A 20,299-nucleotide genomic window follows, 5' to 3' on the forward strand; every position below is an offset into this window, starting at 1 on the left:
TTCAAACACATAATGCACATGCGGCATAACATTACTAGCCTGACTTCACCCGAGTCACCCGGCGGCCCGAAGCCCCGCCCCCGAAAGGAACCCCATGTCGCTGGATTGCCCATCCCCCACCGCCCCGCCGCTGGTCCTGCGCAACCTTCCCGGTCAGGATCTTGTGCTGACCCCCGAGGCGCTGGCCTTTCTGGCCGAGCTGCAGACCCGGTTCGGCACCCGCATCCATGCGCTGATGCTGGCGCGGGCCCGGCGGCAGGCGCGGATCGACGCGGGCGCCCTGCCCGATTACCTGCCCGAAACGAAAGAGATCCGGCAGGGTATCTGGGAGGCCGCGCCGGTGCCCGAAGCCCTGCGCGATCGTCGGGTGGAGATCACCGGCCCGGTCGAGCGCAAGATGATGATCAACGCGCTCAATTCCGGGGCGCGGGTGTTCATGGCCGATTTCGAGGATGCGACCGCGCCGAGCTTCGGCAATATCCTCGCCGGCCATCGCAACATGCTGGATTACCGCGACGGCACGCTGGCGTTCGACGATCCGAAGACGGGCAAGAGCTATCGCGTCGGCGCCGATCCGGCGGTCCTGATCGTACGGCCGCGCGGGCTGCACATGGCCGAGGCGAATGTGCTGCTGGCCGGGCAGCCGATCTCGGCGGCGCTCTTTGATTTCGGCCTGACGCTGTGGCATTGCGGCCGGGCGCTGGCGGCCAGCGGGCGCGGCCCGTTCTATTACCTGCCGAAGCTGGAAAGCCACCACGAGGCGCGGCTGTGGAACGAGGTCTTCGTCTTTGCCCAGGATCGCGTCGGGCTGGCGCGGGGCACGATCAAGGCGACGGTGCTGATCGAAACCCTGCCCGCCGCCTTCGAGATGGACGAGATCATCTGGGAGCTGCGCGCGCATATCGCCGGGCTGAACTGCGGGCGCTGGGATTATATCTTCAGCTACATCAAGACCTTGCGCAACCACAAGGATTTCACCCTGCCCGACCGCGCCGAGGTGACGATGGACCGCGCCTTTCTGGCCAGCTATGCGGCGCGGCTGGTGAAGGTCTGCCACCGGCGCGGCATTCACGCCATGGGGGGCATGGCGGCGGCGATCCCGGTGCGCGGCGACCCCGAGGCGAACGCCCGCGCCTTTGCCCAGGTCCGCGCCGACAAGCTGCGCGAGGTGGGGATGGGCCATGACGGCACCTGGGTCGCCCATCCCGATCTGGTGCCGGTCGCGATGGCGGTCTTTGACGCCGAGATGCCGGGGCCGAACCAGATCCGCATCCCGCGCCAGGCCTGGCGGATCGAACCGGCGATGCTTCTGCGCCCGCATGAGGGCCGGGTGACCGAGGCGGGTCTGCGCACCAACATCTCGGTGGCGCTCGACTATCTGGCGGCCTGGCTGTCGGGGCGCGGCGCGGTGCCGATCCGCAACCTGATGGAGGATGCGGCCACGGCCGAGATCTGCCGCGCGCAGCTCTGGCAATGGCGCCATCATGGCGTTTCGGTGGCGCTTGCGGCGGGCGGCAGCCGGGGGGTGAGTTCTGACTGGCTGGGCGAACTGGTGCAGCAGGAGATCGGCGCCGTGCTGGAGCGGATCGGGGCGAACGCCTTTCACCGCGGCCATTACGCCGCCGCCGCGCGGCTGCTGCTGGAGGCCGCCACCGCCGAAACCCTGCCCGATTTCCTCACCACCGCCGCCTATGCGGTTTTGAACGCGCTCGACTGATGGACCCGATCCCGCTTTTTTCGCCCTTTGGCGGCCCGATCCCCGAAGCTTGCCTGAGACCCTCGGCGCAACCTTTTCCCGCTTCCCCCAACCCCCGGGCAGAGCCCGTCGAAAGGAAACATCATGAAGAAAAGACAGACTTTTTCGGAAATCCGGTCCGCTATCCTGTGCCGCTACCCCTGCGGGGTCACGCCGGGTGGCGTTGCGGTCGATGACATCGTGCAGCTGCGGCTGCAAAACACCTGGGACACGCATCTGGACATCGCGCGGGCGATGGCCGGGGTGATGCGCGCCGACATGGCGGCCTATGACGCCGATCCGACGCAATTCACCCAATCCCTCGGTTGCTGGTCGGGCTTTCACGCCCAGCAGATGATCAAGGCGGTGAAACGGCTGCGCGGCACGGCACGCGGCACCTATGTCTATCTCTCGGGCTGGATGGTCGCCGGTCTGCGCAACCGTTGGGGCCATCTGCCCGATCAGTCGATGCATGAAAAGACCGCCGTCGCCGATCTGATCGCGGAGATCTACACCTCCTTGCGGCAGGCCGACGAGGTGGCGATGAACGATCTCTTCAAGGCGCTGAAGGCCGCGCAGACCGAGACCGAGCGGCAGGCGGCGATTGCGGCGATCGACGGTTTCGAAACCCATGTCGTGCCGATCATCGCCGATATCGACGCGGGCTTTGGCAATGAACATGCGACCTATCTTCTGGCGAAAGAGCTGATCAAGGCGGGTGCCTGCTGTCTGCAGATCGAAAACCAGGTCTCGGATGCCAAGCAATGCGGCCATCAGGACGGCAAGGTGACGGTCCCGCGCGAGGATTTCATCGAGAAACTGCGCGCCTGTCGGCTGGCCTTCGAGGAGCTGGGGGTGGAGGACGGGGTGATCGTCGCCCGCACCGACAGCCTTGGCGCCGGTCTGACGCAGAAGGTGCCGGTGTCGCAGCGCCCGGGCGATCTGGCGGCCAACTACCTCAAATGGCTGGCGACCGAGCCGATCAGCGCCGAAAACCCGATCCGCGAGGGGGAACTGGCGCTCTATCAGAACGGCGCTTTCGTCAAGCCGCAGCGGCTGGCGAACGGGCTGTTCCCGTTCCGCCCCGGCACCGGCCGCGCCCGGGTGGTGGAAGATTGCATCGCCTCGCTGACGCTGGGCGGCGCCGATCTTTTGTGGATCGAGACCGACACGCCGAATGTCGATGAAATCGCCGGGATGGTGGCGGAAATCCGCAAGGTCGTGCCCGATGCGAAGCTGACCTACAACAACTCGCCCAGCTTCAACTGGACGCTGAACCTGCGCAAGCAGGTGCGCGCGCAGTGGCTGGCCGAGGGCACGATCACCGAGGACGCCTATCCGAACGGCCCCGAGCTGATGAAGCCCGACTATGACGACACGCCCCTGGGCCGCGAGGCCGATGCCTGGCTGAAGGCCTTCCAGACTGACATCGCGACGCGGGCGGGGGTGTTCCACAACCTGATCACCCTGCCCACCTTCCATCTGACGGCGAAATCGATGGATGAACTGTCGCGCGGCTATTTCGGCGACGACAAGATGCTGGCCTATGTCGCCACGGTGCAGCGCGCGGAAATCCGCGGCGGCGTCTCGGCGGTGAAGCATCAGCACGAGGTCGGCTCGGATCTGGGCGACACGTTCAAGGAGATGGTCGCGGGCGATCGCGCGCTCAAGGCGGGCGGGCATGCCAATACGATGAACCAGTTCGCGGCAGAGTAAACCAAAGGGAGGATAGATGCGCCGTGCCGCCCCACGACCCCGGGGCGGCCGGATCTGCTCCGGTCCGCCCCGGCGCTCAGGCGAAGAGGCCGGGCACGGCGCCCTGCGGCCCGGCGCCGATCAGCGTCGCCAGGCTGCCCATCGCCGCCCAGTCGAGACCTTGCACCGGCGCAAGCCCGGCGCGATGACGCAGCAGCGCCAGCCGTTCCGCACACTCCGCAAGCGGGCCCGAAGCCAGACCGCCGCGCAGGACCCGCCGCTCGGGCAAGGCCTGACGCAGCTGCGCAACCAGCTGTGCAGAGCGCCCGTCGGCGGTCTCGGCAGCCATCCGCGGACCGGTCACGATCACCACCGCCCCGGCCTCGTCGCGCAGGCTGGCCAGAATGTCGCCGGTCTCGGGCTCAAGGATCACCCGCACCGACAGCCCCGCCAGCCGCAACAGATCCGCCTTCAGGATCGTGCCGATCATCTCGGCCTGCCCGGGCGGCAGCACGAGGCAGACGCGCCCGCGCGGATCGAGCGGCTGCGACGGCCGCCCCGCCCGCTGCAACAGGCTGTTGAGCCGGGTCTGCGCCAGAGCCCCCTCGGCAAGGCCGATGGCGGCGGCGTCCCGCATCTGACCCAGCCGCTGCAGGCAGGCCTCGACAAACCCGGCCCGCGCCTGCAGATCGTCGCGCGCCGTCACCGGCAAGGCCGGCTCGGCATCGCAATCCAGCAGCCGTTCGACGAAATCGGGCACCCGGCGCAACAGATCGGACTGCGCAAAGGATCCCAGCGCATGGTCCTGGGACAGATCGTCGAACACCGGCATCGCCAGCCGGAGGAGGTCTTCCTCGGGGCTCCAGGCCGCCCCCGCGCACAGGCGGGCCGCGTGCCGATGCACCACCGCGTGGAACAGCGGCCAGCGGGCAAACCGGCGCGCGTCGGTCCACCCGGCGGAGAGAAGCCGCACATCTTCCGGCACGGTGTCGGGCGCAATCTGCGCCATCGCGGCGCAAAGCTGCGGGCCGGGCCCTTCGATCCACTGCAGCCAGCCGTCCGTCGCCGCGACCGCGGCCCCGCTCAGCCCAAGATCGCCCGGCAGGGCCGCAAGATCGTGCCGGATCGACCCGCCCCGCCGCGCCCCCGCCCCCTCGGCCGTCCTGCCGATCAGAACCGCCCGCAGAAGCCGCGACCGGCCTCCCGAAACATCCGCCCTCGTGCCCATGGTCCCTGCCCTCCTCGGTCATGCCTGAACAGGGCGGGGAAATGGCGACACGAAAAAAGGCGGCGGGCCTTCGGCGTCACGTCCCCCCGGTGCACCCCGCCCGAAACGTCTGCGATGGCAGGTCTCCTGGCTTGCGGGTCATCGCGCCCCCGGACCTTCCCGGGTCGGTGACCCAGTGGCATTTCCGGCGTTGCTCGTCGCTCACAGTTGCGGGGGCAGCCGCGGCCTTGCCCCGAAAGGCGCACCGCATTCCCTTTTCAGGCGCAGCCCGGAAGACGGCGCCACCATCGCCGCAAGAATGAAAGCAACCGGCGGCGCTGTAAAGCGGGTTTGCGCCCCCGAAGGGCCGTTGCGCGGCACTCGGTCGCAGGGCGCAGCGGCGCAATCGCCTGTCTGCACTGGCCCCGGCGGGCCTTGGGGCACGGGCGGCGGCAGCCGCGGCGGCCGCAAACGGAAAGCTACATGTTGACAGGAAGCGCCAATTGATTGCTATATCGTGACGCTCTGGGTCTTGTGGTTCCCCCGCAAGCCAAGAGGGAAGCCGGTGCGATTCCGGCGCTGCCCCCGCAACTGTAAGCGGCGAGCGCGGCTGATCATGCCACTGGGCCCCGGCCCGGGAAGGCCAGCCAAGCTGTGACCCGCAAAGCCAGGAGACCTGCCCGGAGCCTTGATGACCACCGCTGGCGGAGGGCCTTGCGGGGGCGCTTTCGGACCCGTTGCCCGGGGCCGTTTCGCGTTCCCGTCCCTGCAAAGGCCCAAGGACGAGGACCGCGATGCCGATCGCCGAAGACCTTTTGACCGCCCCGGAGGGCTTTGCCACCGTGCGCAACCGGCAGGGCGCGCTTGTGCCCTTTGACGCCCGCCGCATCGTCGCGGCGCTGGCGCGGGCGGGCGATGCCAGCGGCGACTTCGGCAGGGCCGAGGCGCGGCGGCTGACGCAAGCCGTGCTCGACCGGCTGGCGCTTCTGGCCCCGTCGAGCCCCCCCGATGTCGAGACGATCCAGAACACCGTCGAGGCGGTTCTGGCCGATACCGCCCATCTTGCCACCGCCCGCGCCTATGCGGTCTACCGCGAGCAGCACGCCCGCCTGCGCGAGGACAACCGGGTGATGATCGATGTCGAACGCTCGGTCAGCGAATATCTGGAACGCTCCGACTGGCGGGTGAATGCCAATGCCAATCAGGGCTATTCGCTGGGCGGGATGATCCTGAACATCTCGGGCAAGGTGACGGCGAATTACTGGCTCAGCCATGTCTATCCGCCCGAGGTCGGCGCGGCGCATCGGGAAGGCGATCTGCATATCCACGATCTCGACATGTTCGCGGGCTATTGCGCGGGCTGGTCGCTGCGCACGCTTTTGCACGAGGGGCTGAACGGCGTGCCCGGTGCGATCGAATCCGCCCCGCCCGCGCATCTGTCCAGCGCGCTGGGGCAGATCGTCAACTTTCTGGGCACGTTGCAGAATGAATGGGCGGGGGCGCAGGCGTTTTCGTCCTTTGATACTTATCTCGCGCCCTATGTGCGGATTGACGGGCTGAGCTATGCGCAGGTGCGTCAGGCGATGCAGGAATTCATCTACAACCTCAACGTCCCCTCGCGCTGGGGCACGCAGACGCCCTTCACCAACCTGACCTTTGACTGGACCTGCCCCGAGGATCTGCGCGATCAGGTGCCGGTGGTGCAGGGCCGCGAGCAGGGCTTCACCTATGGCGATCTGCAGGCCGAGATGGACCTGATCAACCGCGCCTATATCGAGGTGATGACGGCGGGCGATGCCAAGGGGCGGGTCTTCACCTTCCCGATCCCCACCTACAACATCACCCCCGATTTCCCGTGGGAGAGCGAAAACGCGGACGCGCTGTTCGAGATGACGGCGAAATACGGCCTGCCCTATTTCCAGAACTTCGTGAATTCGGAATTGCAGCCGCATATGGTGCGCTCGATGTGCTGCCGGTTGCAGCTGGACCTGACCGAGCTGCTCAAGCGCGGCAACGGGCTGTTCGGCTCGGCGGAACAGACCGGATCGCTGGGCGTCGTCACGCTCAATTGCGCGCGGCTGGGATATCTGCACCGCGGCGACGAGGGCGAGCTGATGGTGGCGCTCGACCATCTGGCGCGGCTGGCGCGCACCAGCCTTGAAATCAAGCGCAAGGTGATCCAGCGCCATATCGATGCCGGGCTGTTCCCCTATACCAAGCGCTACCTTGGCACGCTCAGGAACCACTTCTCGACGCTGGGCGTGAACGGGCTCAACGAGATGGTGCGCAATTTCACCAAGGATGCCGAGGATATCACGACCGAGGCGGGCAAGGCGCTGGCCTTGCGGGTGCTCGACCGGCTGCGGGCGCAGATGGTGGCGTTTCAGGAAGAAACCGGCCATCTTTACAACCTTGAAGCCACCCCGGCCGAGGGCACGACCTATCGCTTCGCCCGCGAAGACCGCAAGCGTTTCCCCGATATCCTGCAGGCGGGCAGCCCCGAGCAGCCCTATTACACCAATTCCTCGCAGCTGCCGGTGGGCTTCACCGATGACCCGTTCGAGGCGCTGGCGCATCAGGAGGCGTTGCAGGCGAAATACACCGGCGGCACGGTGCTGCATCTTTACATGGGCAGCCGGATTTCCTCCGCCGAAGCCTGCCGCAAGCTGGTGCGCCGGGCGCTGACCAACTTCCGCCTGCCCTATATCACCGTCACCCCCACCTTCTCGATCTGCCCGAAACACGGCTACATCGCGGGCGAACACGAATTCTGTCCGACCTGCGATGCCGAGCTGATCGCGAAGAAACGCGCCTGCACCTGCTGACCCCAAAGGAGACCAAGATGAACAAGCCGCTGACACAGACAGACCTGGACACCGCCATGGTGCTTGACGATGCCGAACGCACCCGCTGCGAGATCTGGACGCGGGTGATGGGCTATCACCGGCCGATGGCCTCGTTCAACACCGGCAAGAAGGGCGAGGCGGCCGAGCGGGTCTATTTCTCCGAAGCGCGGGCGCATCTTGGCTGAGCTGGCGCTCTCGGGCCTGGTGCGGCACTCGGCCTGCGACTGGCCGGGGGAGCTGGTGGCGGTCCTGTTCACCCAGGGCTGCCCGTGGTCGTGCCGCTATTGCCACAACCCCGACCTGATCCCGGCCGGGGCGGGAACCCTGCCCTGGTCGGAGGTGCGGGCTTTTCTGCAAAGCCGCCGCGGGCTGCTGGACGGGGTGGTGATCTCGGGCGGCGAGCCGACCTTGCAGGCCGCCCTGCCCGAGGCGCTGGCCGAGATCCGGGCGATGGGCTTTCGCACCGGGCTGCACAGCGCGGGCCCCTACCCCGAGCGGCTGGCGCGCGTGCTGCCGCTTCTGGATTGGGTGGGCTTTGACGTGAAGGCGCCCTTTGCCGAGTATCCGCGCGTGACCGGCGTGCCCGGATCGGGGCTGCGGGCGCAGGAAAGCCTGCGGCTTTTGCAGGCAAGCGGCGTCGCCCATGCGTTGCGCACGACGGTGCATCCGCTTTTGCTCGGCCCCGAGGATCTGGACCGGATCGGCGCCGATCTGGCCGAAATGGGCCTGCCGATGCCACAGGTGCAACGCTTCCGCGCCGCGGGCTGCATCGACACCGAACTTTGCGCAGGCTGAGCGCTTCGCCCCTCACTCCGAACCGGAATAGGGGGCGAAGCGGGTTTCCTCGGGGCGCAGCCGCAAGGGCTTGCCCAGCGTCGGAAAGGCGCGCTGCGGGCAATCGGCGCGCTCGCAGAGCTTGCAGCCGGGGCCGATCTTCGTCGCCAGATCGGGCGCGCGCAGGTTCAGCCCGCGCGCATAGACCAGCCGGTCGGCATGCGCCAGATCGCAGCCCAACGCCACGGCAAACCGCTTTTGCGGGGCACCGAAGCCGCCGCCGCCCTGCCGCACCTGCCGCGCGATCCACAGATAGCTGCGCCCGTCCGGCATCTGCGCCACCTGCCGCAAGATCTCGTCCGGGCGGGAAAACGCCTCGTAGATGTTCCACAGCGGGCACGACCCGCCGATGCGGGAAAAATGGAAATCGGTGGCCGATTGCCGCTTCGAAATGTTGCCCGCCCGGTCCACCCGGATGAAGAAGAACGGCACGCCGCGCGCCTCGGGCCGTTGCAGGGTCGACAGCCGGTGGCAGACGGTCTCGAAGCCGACACCGAAGCGGCTGGCCAGCAGCTCGATATCGTAAGACAGCGCCTCGGCCGCGGCCAGAAAGGCGCGATAGGGCATGATCAGCGCCCCCGCATAATAATTCGCCAGCCCCACCCGCAGCAGCGCCTGCGCCTCGGGGTCCAGCTGCGTCGCCGCGCAAAGCCGCGCCATCAGCCCGCCCTGTTCCGATAGCGCCAGCTGCGTCGCGATCTGGAACGCCTGCTGGCCGGGCGTCAGATGCGCGCCCAGATGCAACAGCCCCGCCCCGGGCTCGAACCGGCGCAGCGTGCCGCCCTCGGCATGGACCACCCGGATGCCGTGACGGCTGGCAAGACGTTCGGCCAGGGCCTGCGTCATCCGCCCCGCAGGCAGATCCGCCCCCACCGCCTCGGCTGCGGTGTCAAGATCGGGCACATGGTTGCGCCGCTCGTAGAACCAGTCGCGGACCGCTTCGAAGGCCGCGGGCGTCGCGGACGGCGCAGGCGCGCTGATCTGCCCCGCAAGCGCATCGGCCCGGTCGGACAGATCGCGCAGCCGCGCCTGCATCGCCACGATCGTGCGCGCGACGGCAGGCATGTTCGCCGCGATCTCCCGCACCTCGGCCAGGCTCGCCCCCGCGCCCTGATCGGCCAGCGCCCCGCGCAATTCGGCGATCAGCCGCGCCTCGTCGGCATCCGAAAACAGCTGCACATCCAGCCCGAAGGCCGCATTGAGCTTGAGCAGCACCGGCACGGTCAGGGGGCGCTGATTGTTCTCGATCTGGTTCAGATAGCTTGGCGAAATGCCCAACGTGCGGGCCAGGCTGGCCTGCGTGATCCCGCGGTCCTCGCGCAGCCGTTTCAGCCGCACGCCCATGAATGCCTTTGCCATCTTCGCAACCTTCGCAATTTACGGCGTCATCCTTCGCATAATCACGCCTTATCAATAGTTTACCAGAAATCAGAATACAGGGAAGTATCCCTTTGCCAATCTTGCAAAGGTTTCTCATGTCCCCCGCCCCCTCCCCCCGGCTTCCCTCCTGTGCGCCGCCGACCGTTCTGGTCGAGATGATCTTTCCCGATCAGGCGAACCATTACGGCACGCTGTTTGGCGGCCATGCGCTGGCGCTGATGGCGCGGGCGGCCTTTGTCGCCGGCTGCCGCCGCGCCGCGGGGCCGGTGGTGATGGCGCGATCCGAGCGGGTGGATTTCGCCACCCCGATCCGGGTCGGCGAGATGCTGGAACTGCGCGCCGAGATCCTGCGCGAGGGGCGCAGCTCGATGACCGTGGCGGTGCGGGGCATCGCCCAGCCGATCGGCCCCGGTGCCCCCCGCCCGGCGCTAGACGGACAATTCGTGATGGTCGCCGTCGATGCCGATGGCCGCCCCCGCCCGCTGGTTTTTTGAAAATTGACGACAAGACAAGGAAAGTCCCGATGAAGACCCATGACCTGCGCAGCTACCGCTCGGCCGAGATCCTGCCGCGCGCCGACCAGCTGGCCTGGAAGATTGCCGAAGTCGCCGCCGACCCGGTGCCGGTGCAGCCCGAGGTGACCGAGATGATCATCAACCGGATCATCGACAATGCCGCCGTGGCCGCCGCCTCGGTCGGGCGCCGTCCCGTCGCCTCGGCCCGGGCGCAGGCTTTGTGCCACCCGATGCGGCGCGGCGCGACGATCTTCGGGATGCCGCACGGCACCCGGGTCTCGCCCGAGTGGGCGGCCTGGGCGAATGGCACGGCGGTGCGGGAACTGGATTTCCACGACACTTTCCTTGCCGCCGATTACAGCCATCCGGGCGACAACATCCCGCCGATCCTGGCGGTGGCGCAGCATTGCGGGCGTTCGGGCGCCGAGCTGATCCGGGGGATCGCCACGGGCTATGAAATCCAGGTCGAACTGGTGCGCGGGATCTGCCTGCATGAGCACAAGATCGACCATATCGCCCATCTCGGGCCCTCGGCGGCGGCGGGGATCGGCACGCTGCTGACCCTGCCCGCCGAGGTGATCTATCAGGCGGTGCAACAGGCGTTGCATGTGACCACCACCACAAGGCAAAGCCGCAAGGGCGAGATTTCGAGCTGGAAAGCCTTTGCCCCGGCCTTCGCGGGCAAGATGGCGATCGAGGCGGTGGACCGCGCCCTGCGCGGCGAGGGCGCCCCCAGCCCCGCCTGGGAGGGCGAGGACGGCTTCATCGCCTGGATGCTGTCGGGCCCCGAGGCGCGTTACACCGTCCGCCTGCCCGGCCACGGCGAGCCGAAACGCGCGATCCTTGACACCTACACCAAGGAATATTCGGCGGAATATCAAAGTCAGGCGCTGATTGATCTCGCCCGCCGCCTTGGGCCGCAGATCGGCGATCTTGCGCAGGTCGAAAGCATCGTCATCCACACCTCGCATCACACCCATCACGTCATCGGCACCGGCGCCAATGATCCGCAGAAGATGGACCCCGATGCCAGCCGCGAGACGCTGGACCATTCGATCATGTATATCTTTGCCGTCGCGCTGGAGGATGGCGGCTGGCACCATGTCCGCAGCTATGCCCCCGAACGCGCGCACCGGCCCGCGACACTGGCGCTCTGGCACAAGATCTCGACCGTCGAAGACCCGGACTGGACGCGCCGCTATCATGCCCGCGACCCGAAGCAAAAGGCCTTTGGCGGCCGCGTGGTGGTGACGTTGAAGGACGGGCGGCAGATCGTCGACGAGCTGGCGCTGGCCGATGCCCACCCCGATGGCGCCCGGCCGTTCCGGCGCGAGAATTACGTGCGCAAGTTCCTGACCCTGTCCGACGGCATCCTGAGCGGCGCGGAACAGACCCGCTTTCTGGATGCGGCGGAAAACCTGGCCGATCTGCCCGCCGACGGGCTCGGTCTTTTGAATTTCACCGTGGCGGCCGATCAGCTGGGCGCGCCGCGTCCGCGTGGCATCTTTGATTGGGAATGAGGGGGAAACCATGTCCGGTTCGATGATGAAACCGAAGAAATCCGTGGCCCTGTCGGGGGTTGTGGCGGGCAATACCGCGCTGTGCAGCGTCGGCCAGACCGGCAATGACCTGCATTATCGCGGCTTCGACATTCTCGACATCGCCGAGACCTGCGATTTCGAGGAAGTGGCGCATCTGCTGATCCATGGCGCCCTGCCGACGCTGGCGGAACTGGCGGCCTATCGCGTCAAGCTGCGGGCGCTGCGCGGGCTGCCGCTTGCGGTGCGCCAGACGCTCGAGGCGATCCCGGCCGCCGCGCATCCGATGGATGTGCTGCGCTCGGGCGTCTCGGCCTTGGGCTGCGTGCTGCCCGAGGCCGCCGATCACAACACGCCGGGCGCGCGCGACATCGCCGACCGGCTGATCGCCGTGCAGGGCTCGATGCTGCTCTACTGGTATCACTTCGCGCAGAACGGGCGGCGCATCGAGGTCGAGACCGAAGACGACAGCATCGCCGGGCATTTCCTGCATCTGCTGCATGGCCGCCCGGCGGGCGAGGAAGCGGTGCGGGCGCTGCACACCACGCTCAACCTTTATGCCGAGCATGAATTCAACGCCTCGACCTTCACCGCGCGCACCATCGCGGGGACCGGATCGGATCTTTATTCCTGTATCGCGGGCGCCATCGGCGCGCTGCGCGGGCCGAAACACGGCGGCGCGAATGAACAGGCTTTCGAGATCCAGAAGCGTTACACCAGCCCCGACGAGGCCGAGGCCGATATCCGCGCAAGGGTGGCCGCGAAAGAGGTGATCATCGGCTTTGGCCATCCGGTCTATACGATCGCCGATCCGCGCAACGCGGTGATCAAGCAGGTGGCGCGGCGGCTGGCGCTGCACCATGGCGCGCTGCGGATGTTCGACATCGCCGAGCGGATCGAACAGGTGATGGCGGACACCAAGGCGATGTTTCCGAACCTCGACTGGTATTCGGCGGTCTCCTATCATCAGCTGGGCGTGCCGACGCTGCTCTTCACGCCGATCTTCGTCATTGCCCGCAGCGCGGGCTGGGGGGCGCATGTGATCGAGCAACGGCTGGACGGCAAGATCATCCGCCCCTCGGCCAATTACACCGGCCCCGAAACCCGGGCCTTCCTGCCCCTCGAAGCCCGCGGCGGCCTTTTGGCGGCCCCCAAACGGACGGAGTGACCCATGCCCTATCTGATCGGCTCCGATCATCCCGAAGCGCCTGCGGGGGCGCGGTTTCGCGCGGCCCTGGCCCGGCCCGGCATCCTGCGCCTGCCCGGCGCGCAGAACGGCATGGCCGCGCTGCAAGCGAAAGCCGCGGGGTTTCAGGCGCTCTATCTGTCGGGGGCGGCGATGTCGGCCTCGATGGGCCTGCCCGATCTGGGCATCCTGACGGTGGACGAGGTCGCCTTTTTCATCCGCCAGATCGCCCGGGCCTCGGGGCTGCCGCTCTTGGTCGATGGCGACACCGGCTATGGCGAGGCGCTGAACGTCATGCACATGGTCCGGGTGTTCGAAGAGGCCGGGGCGGCGGCGGTGCATCTGGAAGACCAGCTTTTGCCAAAGAAATGCGGCCATCTGAACGACAAGAAACTGGCGAGCCCGGCCGAGATGGCGGCGAAGGTCGCGGCGGCGGTGCGGGCGCGGCGGCATCTGGTGGTGATCGCGCGCACCGATGCGGCCGCCGCCGAGGGGATCGAGGGGGCGGTGGCGCGGGCGAAGCTTTATGTCGAGGCCGGCGCCGATGCGATCTTCCCCGAGGCGCTGACCTCGGTCGAGATGTTCCGCGCCTTCCGCGCCCGGCTGCCCGGGGTCAAGCTTCTGGCGAACATGACCGAATTCGGCCGCACCCCGGCCCTGACCGCGGCCGAGTTCGAGGAACTGGGCTATCAGATGGTGATCTGGCCGGTGTCCTCCCTGCGGGTGGCGAACCGCGCGCAGGAACGGCTTTACACCGCGCTTGCCCGCGACGGCGCCACCACCGCGCTTCTGCCCGAGATGCAGACCCGGGCAGAGCTTTACGCCACGCTCGGCCTTGCGGCTTTCGAGGCGCTGGACGCCTCGATCGCGCAAAGCGTGTTGCCGAGCGTGGGGTGACAGGGGGGGGCGGTCAGATCTCGACCGCCACCTTGCCCGAAGGCCGCGAACAGCAGGCCAGAATGTAGCCCGCGGCGATATCGTCTTCGGAGATGCCGCCGTTGTGCAGCATCTGCACCTCGCCCGCGGTCTTTCGCACCTTGCAGGTGCCGCAAAGGCCAAAGTTGCACCCCGACGGGATGTTCAGCCCCGCCCGTTTCGCCGCCGCGAGCACGGTTTCGCCGGGCGTGCAGGCGGTGCTGACACCCGAGGCGGTGAAACTGATCTCGGCGGCCTCGGTCGCCTCGGGCACCGTTTCGGGCGCGGTCTCGGGCGGGCCGAAGCTTTCCTGATGATACTTCGCCATGTCGAAGCCCAGCGCCGCGAGGCTGTCCTTCACCCCGCGCATGAAGGGCTCGGGGCCGCAGCAGAACACCTCGCGGTCCAGATAGTCAGGCGCCATCAGCCCCAGCATGATCTGGTTGAGCCGCCCGCGAAAGCCGTGCCAGACGCTGAAAGGCTCGACCTCCTCGACGGTGAAGCGCAACTGCAACCCCGGCACCCGCGCGGCGAATTGTTCAAGGCGCGGCCGGAAGATGATGTCGGAGGGCCGCCGCGCCGCATGGACAAAGACGATGTCGGGCATCTCGCCGCTGTCCCAGGCCCAGGTGGTCATCGACATCATCGGCGTGATGCCGGAACCGGCCGAGATGAACAGGTATTTCCGCGCCGGATGCTGGCGCAGGCTGAAATCGCCCGCAGGCCCATGCGCCCGCAGCCGCATGCCCGGCTTCAACTGCTCGATCAGCCAGCGCGAGCCGACCGATCCGGGCTGCGCCTTCACCGTGACCGACAGCGACAGGGGCCGCGAGGGCGAGGACGAGATCGTATAGGTCCGGCTGACCGGCTGGCCCGGCACCGGCAGATCCAGCGTCAGGAATTGCCCGGGCAGGTAGTCGAACCACGCGCCCGAAGGCGCGCGGAAGGTGATCGTGGCGGTATCGGCGGTTTCGGGCACCACCATCGCGCATTCGAGCGGCTCGGCGTCACTCCACGGCGCGCTGGCCCAGTTGATCCGGCTCATCGCATCACTCCGCCGCCAGCGGCGGGTCGAGCCGCGCCTGAAGCGTGCCGCAATACCAGTCGACGAACTGGATCACGCCCTCTTCCTGCAGCGTCGAATAGGGGCCGGGCTCATAGGCGGGCGAGAGAATCCCGGCCTGATTTTCCTCGACCACCTGCCGGTCCTCGTCATTCGTCGCCGTCCAGACCTCGGTCAACTCGGTCAGGTCGTAATCGACCCCCTCGACCGCATCGCCGGGCACAAGCCAGGTCGTCGTCACCTCGGTCTCGGTGGCCGAGATCGGCAGCACCCGGAAGACGATCGCATGATCGGCCAGGAAATGGTTCCAGGTGTTCGGATAGTGGAAGAAGAGCAGGCTTCCGGCATCGTTGAAGGGCATCTCGCCCAGCCGCTTGCCCTTGACCGCAGCCTTGGTGCTCATCGTGTAGCTTTCGGCGCCGTTGAGCAGCGGAATGCGGGCCAGCCGCCATTGCATCTGCGGATGATGCACGAAGCGCGAGGGCAGACCCGCCGCCTCACACCGCGCCCAATGCGCCAGAATATCGGGGCTGGCGGCCTCGGGGCCCTCCATCGCGGTCATGCGCGGATTGTCGGAATAGGTCCGGCAGAGCGAGGGATGCGAGCCGCCGCAGTGATAGCATTCGCGGTTGTTCTCGATCACCAGCTTCCAGTTGCCCTTCTCGATGATGGTCGAGGTATGGGCGACGCGAGCCTGTTTCAGCCCGGCAGGCAGCAGATAGCGGCCCAGAGTGCCCGCCAGATCGGCGATGGCGGGCGGCACCTCGGCCAGACAGATGAAGACCATCCCGCCGATATCGACGCAATGCACCTTCTTCAACCCATGCGCGGCGGGGTTGAAATCTTCCTGCATGTCCTTGGCCCAGAGCAGTTTTCCGTCAAGGTCATAGGTCCATTGATGATAGGGGCAGACAAGCTTCGGGCTGTTGCCCATGGTCTTGGCGCAAAGCCGCTGGCCGCGATGGCGGCAGACGTTGTGAAAGGCGCGGATCATCCCATCGCCCCCGCGCACGAGGATCACCGGATAGGCCCCCACCTGCAGCGTGGCGTAATCGCCCGGCTTGACCAATTGGCAGGCGGGAATGGCGAAGAGCCACTCGCGGTAGAAGACCTGCGTCAGATCGGTCTGAAAGATCCCCGGATCGCAGTAAAAGGGCTGCGGCAGGGAATGGTCCTTGCGCCGTGCGGCGAGCTGCGCACGGATGTCGGATGCGTTCGGCATCTTGCACCTCACTTGCCCCTGCCTCCCCGCAAGGGCTGGTTGGATGGATGAGCCCTTGGGCCCGGCGGTCTCGGGGCTGGTTTCCGGGCTTGCAAAGCGTGCTGTCGCACCCGGGCGCGGCCCCTTCCCGGACCCGGGGTCCAGTGGCCTTGCCGTCCCTCATTGCTTACCGTTGCGGGGGCAGCGCCGGTCTTGCACCGGCTTCCCAATTCTCCCGGCCTTGCGGACGGGCACCCTGAGGCCTTCAGCCTGACAGATTGTCGCAGAGGGCGCGCGCCAAAAACGACGCGCTGTCCACGCTTTCAGACAGGATCACGCGGCCACCGAAGCGGCGGCGGGTGCGGCCGACCCCAGCACCGGGGCCAGCCAGCGCTGCACCTCGGACAAAGCCATACCCTTGCGCGCGGCGTAATCGGCGGCCTGATCCTGCTCAATGCGCGCCAGACCGAAATAATAGGCCTCCGGATGGCCGATATAGAGCCCCGAGACGGAAGAGCCGGGCCACATCGCCATGCTGTCGGTCAGCGTCACGCCGGTCGCGGCCTCGGCCCCAAGCAGCCGGAACAGCGTCAGCTTTTCGGTGTGGTCGGGCTGGGCCGGATAGCCGGGCGCGGGGCGGATGCCGCGATAGGGCTCGCCCATCAGCTGATCGGGGGCGAAGCTTTCCTCGGGCGCATAGCCCCAATAGTCGCGGCGCACCCGCTGATGCAGGGCTTCGGCCAGCGCCTCGGCGAACCGGTCGGCCAGCGCCTTGACCATGATCGCGGAATAATGGTCATTGGCGGCGTCGAACCGCGCGGCGATCTCGGCTTCCTCGGGGCCGGCGGTGACCACGAAACCGCCCAGATAATCGCGCACCGTGCCCGCAGGCGCGACGAAATCGGCCAAAGCCACATTCGGGCGGCCCTCGCGCTTGCCGGTCTGCTGGCGCAGGGTGAAGAAGGTGGCCAGATCCTCGGTGCGGTCCTCGCCGGTGTAAAGCCGGATATCGTCGCCCTGCGCATTCGCGGGCCAGAACCCCACCACGGCGCGCGGCGTGAACCAGCGTTCGGCAATGATCTGCGCCAGCATCGCCTGCGCATCGGCGAACAGCGACCGGGCGGCTTCGCCCTTTTGCGCGTCCTCCAGAATGCGCGGATAGACCCCCTTCAATTCCCAGGCGTGAAAGAACGGCGTCCAGTCGATGAACCGCGCCACCTCGGCCAGATCCCAGTCGTCAATCACGCGCGGGCCGAAAAACTGCGGCGCGGGAACGACATAGCCCGACCAGTCAAGCCGCAGCGCATTGGCCCGGGCCACGGCCAGCGGCAGCCGCACCTTGGCGGCATCGTCGCGGGCATGACGGGCGGCGATGTCGAGATAGTCCGCGCGGATCTGCGCCCGGGTGGCGTCCTTTTGCGTCGGGCTGAGCAGCGCCCCCACCACCCCCACCGCCCGGCTGGCATCGAGCACATAGACCGCCTGCCCGCGGCTGTAGGCGGGGGCGATCTTCACCGCCGTATGCACTTTCGACGTGGTCGCCCCGCCGATCAAAAGCGGAATGTCAAACCCCTCCCGCTCCATTTCCGCGGCCAGATGCACCATCTCGTCAAGGCTTGGCGTGATCAGCCCGGAAAGCCCGATCGCATCGACCTTTTCGGCCCGCGCGACCTCAAGGATCTTTTGAGGCGGCACCATCACGCCCAGATCGACGATCTCGTAATTGTTGCACGCCAGAACGACGCCGACGATGTTCTTGCCGATGTCATGCACATCGCCCTTGACCGTCGCCATCAGGATCTTGCCTGCGGTCTCGCGCCCTTCGCCGCCGCGCGCGGCCTTCTCGGCATCCATGTAGGGCAGCAGCACGGCGACCGCCTGTTTCATCACCCGCGCCGATTTCACCACCTGCGGCAGGAACATCTTGCCCGCGCCGAACAGGTCACCCACCACATTCATCCCCGCCATCAAGGGGCCTTCGATCACATGCAGCGGGCGTTCGGCCAGCTGCCTTGCGGCCTCGGTATCGGCCTCGATGAACTCGGTGATGCCGTTCACCAGCGCATGTTCCAGCCGCTTGTCCACCGGCCAATCGCGCCAGGCCAGATCGCGGGTCTTTTCCTCCCGCGCGCCGCCGCGAAACTTTTCCGCCACCTCCAGCATCCGCTCGGTCGCGGTGCCGCCCGCTTTCGGCGCGCGGTTGAGCACCACATCCTCGCAGGCCTCGCGCAGCTCGGGGTCGATCTGGTCGTAAACCACCAGCTGCCCGGCATTGACGATGCCCATATCCATCCCCGCGCGGATGGCGTGGAACAGAAACACCGCATGCATCGCCGCGCGCACCGGTTCGTTGCCGCGAAAACTGAACGACAGGTTCGACACCCCGCCCGAGACATGGGCATGGGGCAGATTGGCCCGGATCCAGCGCGTGGCCTCGATGAAATCGACGCCGTAATTGTCGTGTTCCTCGATCCCCGTCGCCACGGCGAAGACGTTCGGGTCAAAGATGATGTCCTCGGGCGGAAAGCCGATCTCCTCGACCAGAATGCGATAGGCCCGGGCGCAGATGCTGGTCTTGCGGGCGAAACTGTCGGCCTGCCCCTGTTCGTCAAAGGCCATCACCACCACCGCCGCGCCATAGGCAAGGCAGAGCGCCGCGTGATGGCGGAAGATCTCCTCGCCCTCCTTGAGGCTGATCGAATTGACGACGGGCTTGCCCTGCACGCATTTCAGCCCGGCCTCGATCACCTCCCATTTCGAGCTGTCGATCATCAGCGGCACCCGGGCGATGTCGGGCTCGGCGGCGAGCAGGTTGAGAAAGGCGACCATCGCCGCCTGACTGTCGATCAGCCCCTCGTCCATGTTGATGTCAAGGATCTGCGCGCCGTTTTCCACCTGATCGCGCGCCACATCGAGCGCGGCAGCATAGTCCCGCGCCACGATCATCTTGCGGAAGCGGGCCGAGCCGGTGACGTTGGTCCGCTCGCCGATGTTCACAAACGGAATATCGGGCGTAAGCGTGAAGGGCTCCAGCCCCGACAGGCGCAGATAACGGCTCATGGCAGGGCCCTCGGCGGGAAAGATTGCACGGCGTTTGCGATGGCGCGGATGTGATCGGGCGTGGTGCCGCAGCAGCCACCCACCACATTCACCAGCCCCTCGCGGGCGAAGTCGGCCACCTGCGCGGCGGTCTGGTCGGGGGTTTCGTCATATTGGCCAAAGGCATTCGGCAGCCCGGCATTGGGATAGGCGCAGATCGCGCAGCTGGCCACGCCCGCGAGTTCCGCCAGATGCGGGCGCATGGCGCTTGCCCCCAAAGCGCAGTTCAGCCCGACGGTGAAGGGCCGGGCATGGGCCACGGAATGCCAGAATGCGGTCGGCGTCTGCCCCGACAGCGTGCGCCCCGAAGCATCGGTGATCGTGCCGGAAATCATCACCGGCAACCGCTCGCCGCGCTCGGCAAAGGCTTCGAAACAGGCAAAGATCGCCGCCTTGGCGTTGAGCGTGTCAAAGATCGTCTCGATCAGCAGGATATCGGCGCCGCCCGCGATCAACCCGCGCAGCTGCTGGCCGTAAGCCGTGCGCAGATCGTCGAAGGTGACGGCGCGGTAGCCCGGGTCGTTCACATCGGGCGAGAGCGAGGCGGTGCGGTTCGTCGGCCCCACGGCGCCCGCGACGAAGCGGCGCCGCCCATCGGTGGCCTCGGCGCGGTCCATCGCCGCCCGCGCCACCCGCGCCCCCGCCGCGTTCAGATCGAACACCGCGCCTTCCAGCCCGTAATCGGCCTGCGCGATGGTGGTGGCGGAAAAGGTGTTGGTCTCGACGATATCCGCCCCCGCCATCGCATAGCGGAAATGGATCTCCTCGATGGCCTCGGGTTGGGTCAGCACCAGCAGATCGTTGTTGCCCTTTTGCGGATGATCCGTCGCGTGACGACAGGCGCAGCCCGAGCCATGGCCCAGAAAGTCGTCTTCGCTCAGGCCAAGCTGCTGGATCTGGGTGCCCATGGCCCCGTCAAGGATCAGGATCCTTTCGCGAGAAAGGGCGTCAAGCTCGGCATAGGCCGGCGATCGGGGCAAGTTTTGGGTCACCATCACAGTCTCCGCAGGACGCCGAGCAGATAGACCACAAGTCATCTCGCATCAAATTCATATTCGTCAGCACGATTATGAAATAATTTCATG

General features: G+C 67.1%; 15 protein-coding genes and 3 riboswitches. Of the genes, 9 read left to right on the top strand and 6 right to left on the bottom strand.

Features of this window, described 5'->3' with window-relative positions:
- Window positions 1-94: 94 nt before the first annotated feature.
- Window positions 95-1,717, top strand: coding sequence for a malate synthase A (gene aceB / locus FBT96_RS04995; protein WP_136905236.1), 1,623 nt, complete (start codon window positions 95-97; stop codon window positions 1,715-1,717).
- A gap of 123 nt (window positions 1,718-1,840) precedes the next feature.
- Window positions 1,841-3,451, top strand: a complete 1,611-nt coding sequence (locus FBT96_RS05000) for an isocitrate lyase (protein ID WP_136905237.1) — start codon at window positions 1,841-1,843, stop codon at window positions 3,449-3,451.
- A 76-nt stretch (window positions 3,452-3,527) separates the two neighbouring features.
- Here FBT96_RS05000 and FBT96_RS05005 read toward each other — a convergent pair whose 3' ends face one another.
- Window positions 3,528-4,658, bottom strand: coding sequence for a BLUF domain-containing protein (locus FBT96_RS05005; protein WP_136905238.1), 1,131 nt, complete (start codon window positions 4,656-4,658; stop codon window positions 3,528-3,530).
- 99 nt (window positions 4,659-4,757) lie between these two features.
- Window positions 4,758-4,962: riboswitch (cobalamin riboswitch) on the bottom strand.
- Window positions 4,963-5,147: 185 nt separating this feature from the next.
- Window positions 5,148-5,335: riboswitch (cobalamin riboswitch) on the top strand.
- A 96-nt stretch (window positions 5,336-5,431) separates the two neighbouring features.
- Between FBT96_RS05005 and FBT96_RS05010 the strand changes: the two genes are divergently transcribed.
- From FBT96_RS05010 to FBT96_RS05020, 3 genes are read left to right on the top strand one after another with little or no spacing between them, the layout of a single operon-like run.
- Window positions 5,432-7,462 (top strand): ribonucleoside triphosphate reductase, encoded by a 2,031-nt coding sequence (locus FBT96_RS05010; RefSeq protein ID WP_169583221.1) that lies wholly within the window; start codon window positions 5,432-5,434, stop codon window positions 7,460-7,462.
- Between the two features lie 17 nt (window positions 7,463-7,479).
- Entirely contained in the window at window positions 7,480-7,668 is a 189-nt protein-coding gene (gene nrdD / locus FBT96_RS21415) for an anaerobic ribonucleoside-triphosphate reductase (RefSeq protein WP_074555516.1), read from the top strand.
- Window positions 7,661-8,278 (top strand): anaerobic ribonucleoside-triphosphate reductase activating protein, encoded by a 618-nt coding sequence (locus FBT96_RS05020; protein ID WP_136905239.1) that lies wholly within the window; start codon window positions 7,661-7,663, stop codon window positions 8,276-8,278. Before nrdD ends, FBT96_RS05020 begins: the two co-directional genes overlap by 8 nt.
- Window positions 8,279-8,290: 12 nt before the next feature.
- Here the strand turns inward: FBT96_RS05020 and FBT96_RS05025 are convergent, their stop codons facing one another.
- Complete coding sequence (locus tag FBT96_RS05025) at window positions 8,291-9,676, bottom strand: short-chain fatty acyl-CoA regulator family protein (protein ID WP_136905240.1); 1,386 nt, start codon at window positions 9,674-9,676, stop codon at window positions 8,291-8,293.
- A 116-nt stretch (window positions 9,677-9,792) separates the two neighbouring features.
- Here FBT96_RS05025 and FBT96_RS05030 point away from each other — a divergent pair, with 116 nt between their 5' ends.
- Genes FBT96_RS05030 through prpB form a run of 4 tightly spaced genes read left to right on the top strand, consistent with a single transcriptional unit; the run spans window position 9,793 to window position 13,833 of the window.
- Complete coding sequence (locus FBT96_RS05030) at window positions 9,793-10,191, top strand: acyl-CoA thioesterase (protein WP_136905241.1); 399 nt, start codon at window positions 9,793-9,795, stop codon at window positions 10,189-10,191.
- A gap of 29 nt (window positions 10,192-10,220) precedes the next feature.
- Window positions 10,221-11,732, top strand: coding sequence for an MmgE/PrpD family protein (locus tag FBT96_RS05035; RefSeq protein ID WP_136905242.1), 1,512 nt, complete (start codon window positions 10,221-10,223; stop codon window positions 11,730-11,732).
- Window positions 11,733-11,742: 10 nt separating this feature from the next.
- Complete coding sequence (prpC, locus tag FBT96_RS05040; protein ID WP_136905243.1) at window positions 11,743-12,918, top strand: bifunctional 2-methylcitrate synthase/citrate synthase; 1,176 nt, start codon at window positions 11,743-11,745, stop codon at window positions 12,916-12,918.
- A 3-nt stretch (window positions 12,919-12,921) separates the two neighbouring features.
- On the top strand, window positions 12,922-13,833 hold the full coding sequence (gene prpB, locus FBT96_RS05045; RefSeq protein ID WP_136905244.1) for a methylisocitrate lyase: 912 nt from the start codon (window positions 12,922-12,924) through the stop codon (window positions 13,831-13,833).
- A gap of 13 nt (window positions 13,834-13,846) precedes the next feature.
- Here the strand turns inward: prpB and FBT96_RS05050 are convergent, their stop codons facing one another.
- The 4 genes from FBT96_RS05050 to FBT96_RS05065 form a co-directional block, all read right to left on the bottom strand.
- On the bottom strand, window positions 13,847-14,896 hold the full coding sequence (locus FBT96_RS05050; RefSeq protein ID WP_136905245.1) for a hybrid-cluster NAD(P)-dependent oxidoreductase: 1,050 nt from the start codon (window positions 14,894-14,896) through the stop codon (window positions 13,847-13,849).
- Between the two features lie 4 nt (window positions 14,897-14,900).
- Window positions 14,901-16,136, bottom strand: a complete 1,236-nt coding sequence (locus FBT96_RS05055; RefSeq protein ID WP_136905246.1) for an aromatic ring-hydroxylating oxygenase subunit alpha — start codon at window positions 16,134-16,136, stop codon at window positions 14,901-14,903.
- Between the two features lie 57 nt (window positions 16,137-16,193).
- Window positions 16,194-16,389: riboswitch (cobalamin riboswitch) on the bottom strand.
- 59 nt (window positions 16,390-16,448) lie between these two features.
- Window positions 16,449-19,175, bottom strand: coding sequence for a methionine synthase (metH, locus tag FBT96_RS05060; protein ID WP_136905247.1), 2,727 nt, complete (start codon window positions 19,173-19,175; stop codon window positions 16,449-16,451).
- Entirely contained in the window at window positions 19,172-20,209 is a 1,038-nt protein-coding gene (locus FBT96_RS05065; RefSeq protein WP_136905248.1) for a homocysteine S-methyltransferase family protein, read from the bottom strand. Before FBT96_RS05065 ends, metH begins: the two co-directional genes overlap by 4 nt.
- Between the last annotated feature and the right edge of the window lie 90 nt (window positions 20,210-20,299).

The sequence above is a fragment of the Rhodobacter capsulatus genome (assembly GCF_005144475.1).
Lineage (GTDB): Bacteria > Pseudomonadota > Alphaproteobacteria > Rhodobacterales > Rhodobacteraceae > Rhodobacter > Rhodobacter capsulatus_C.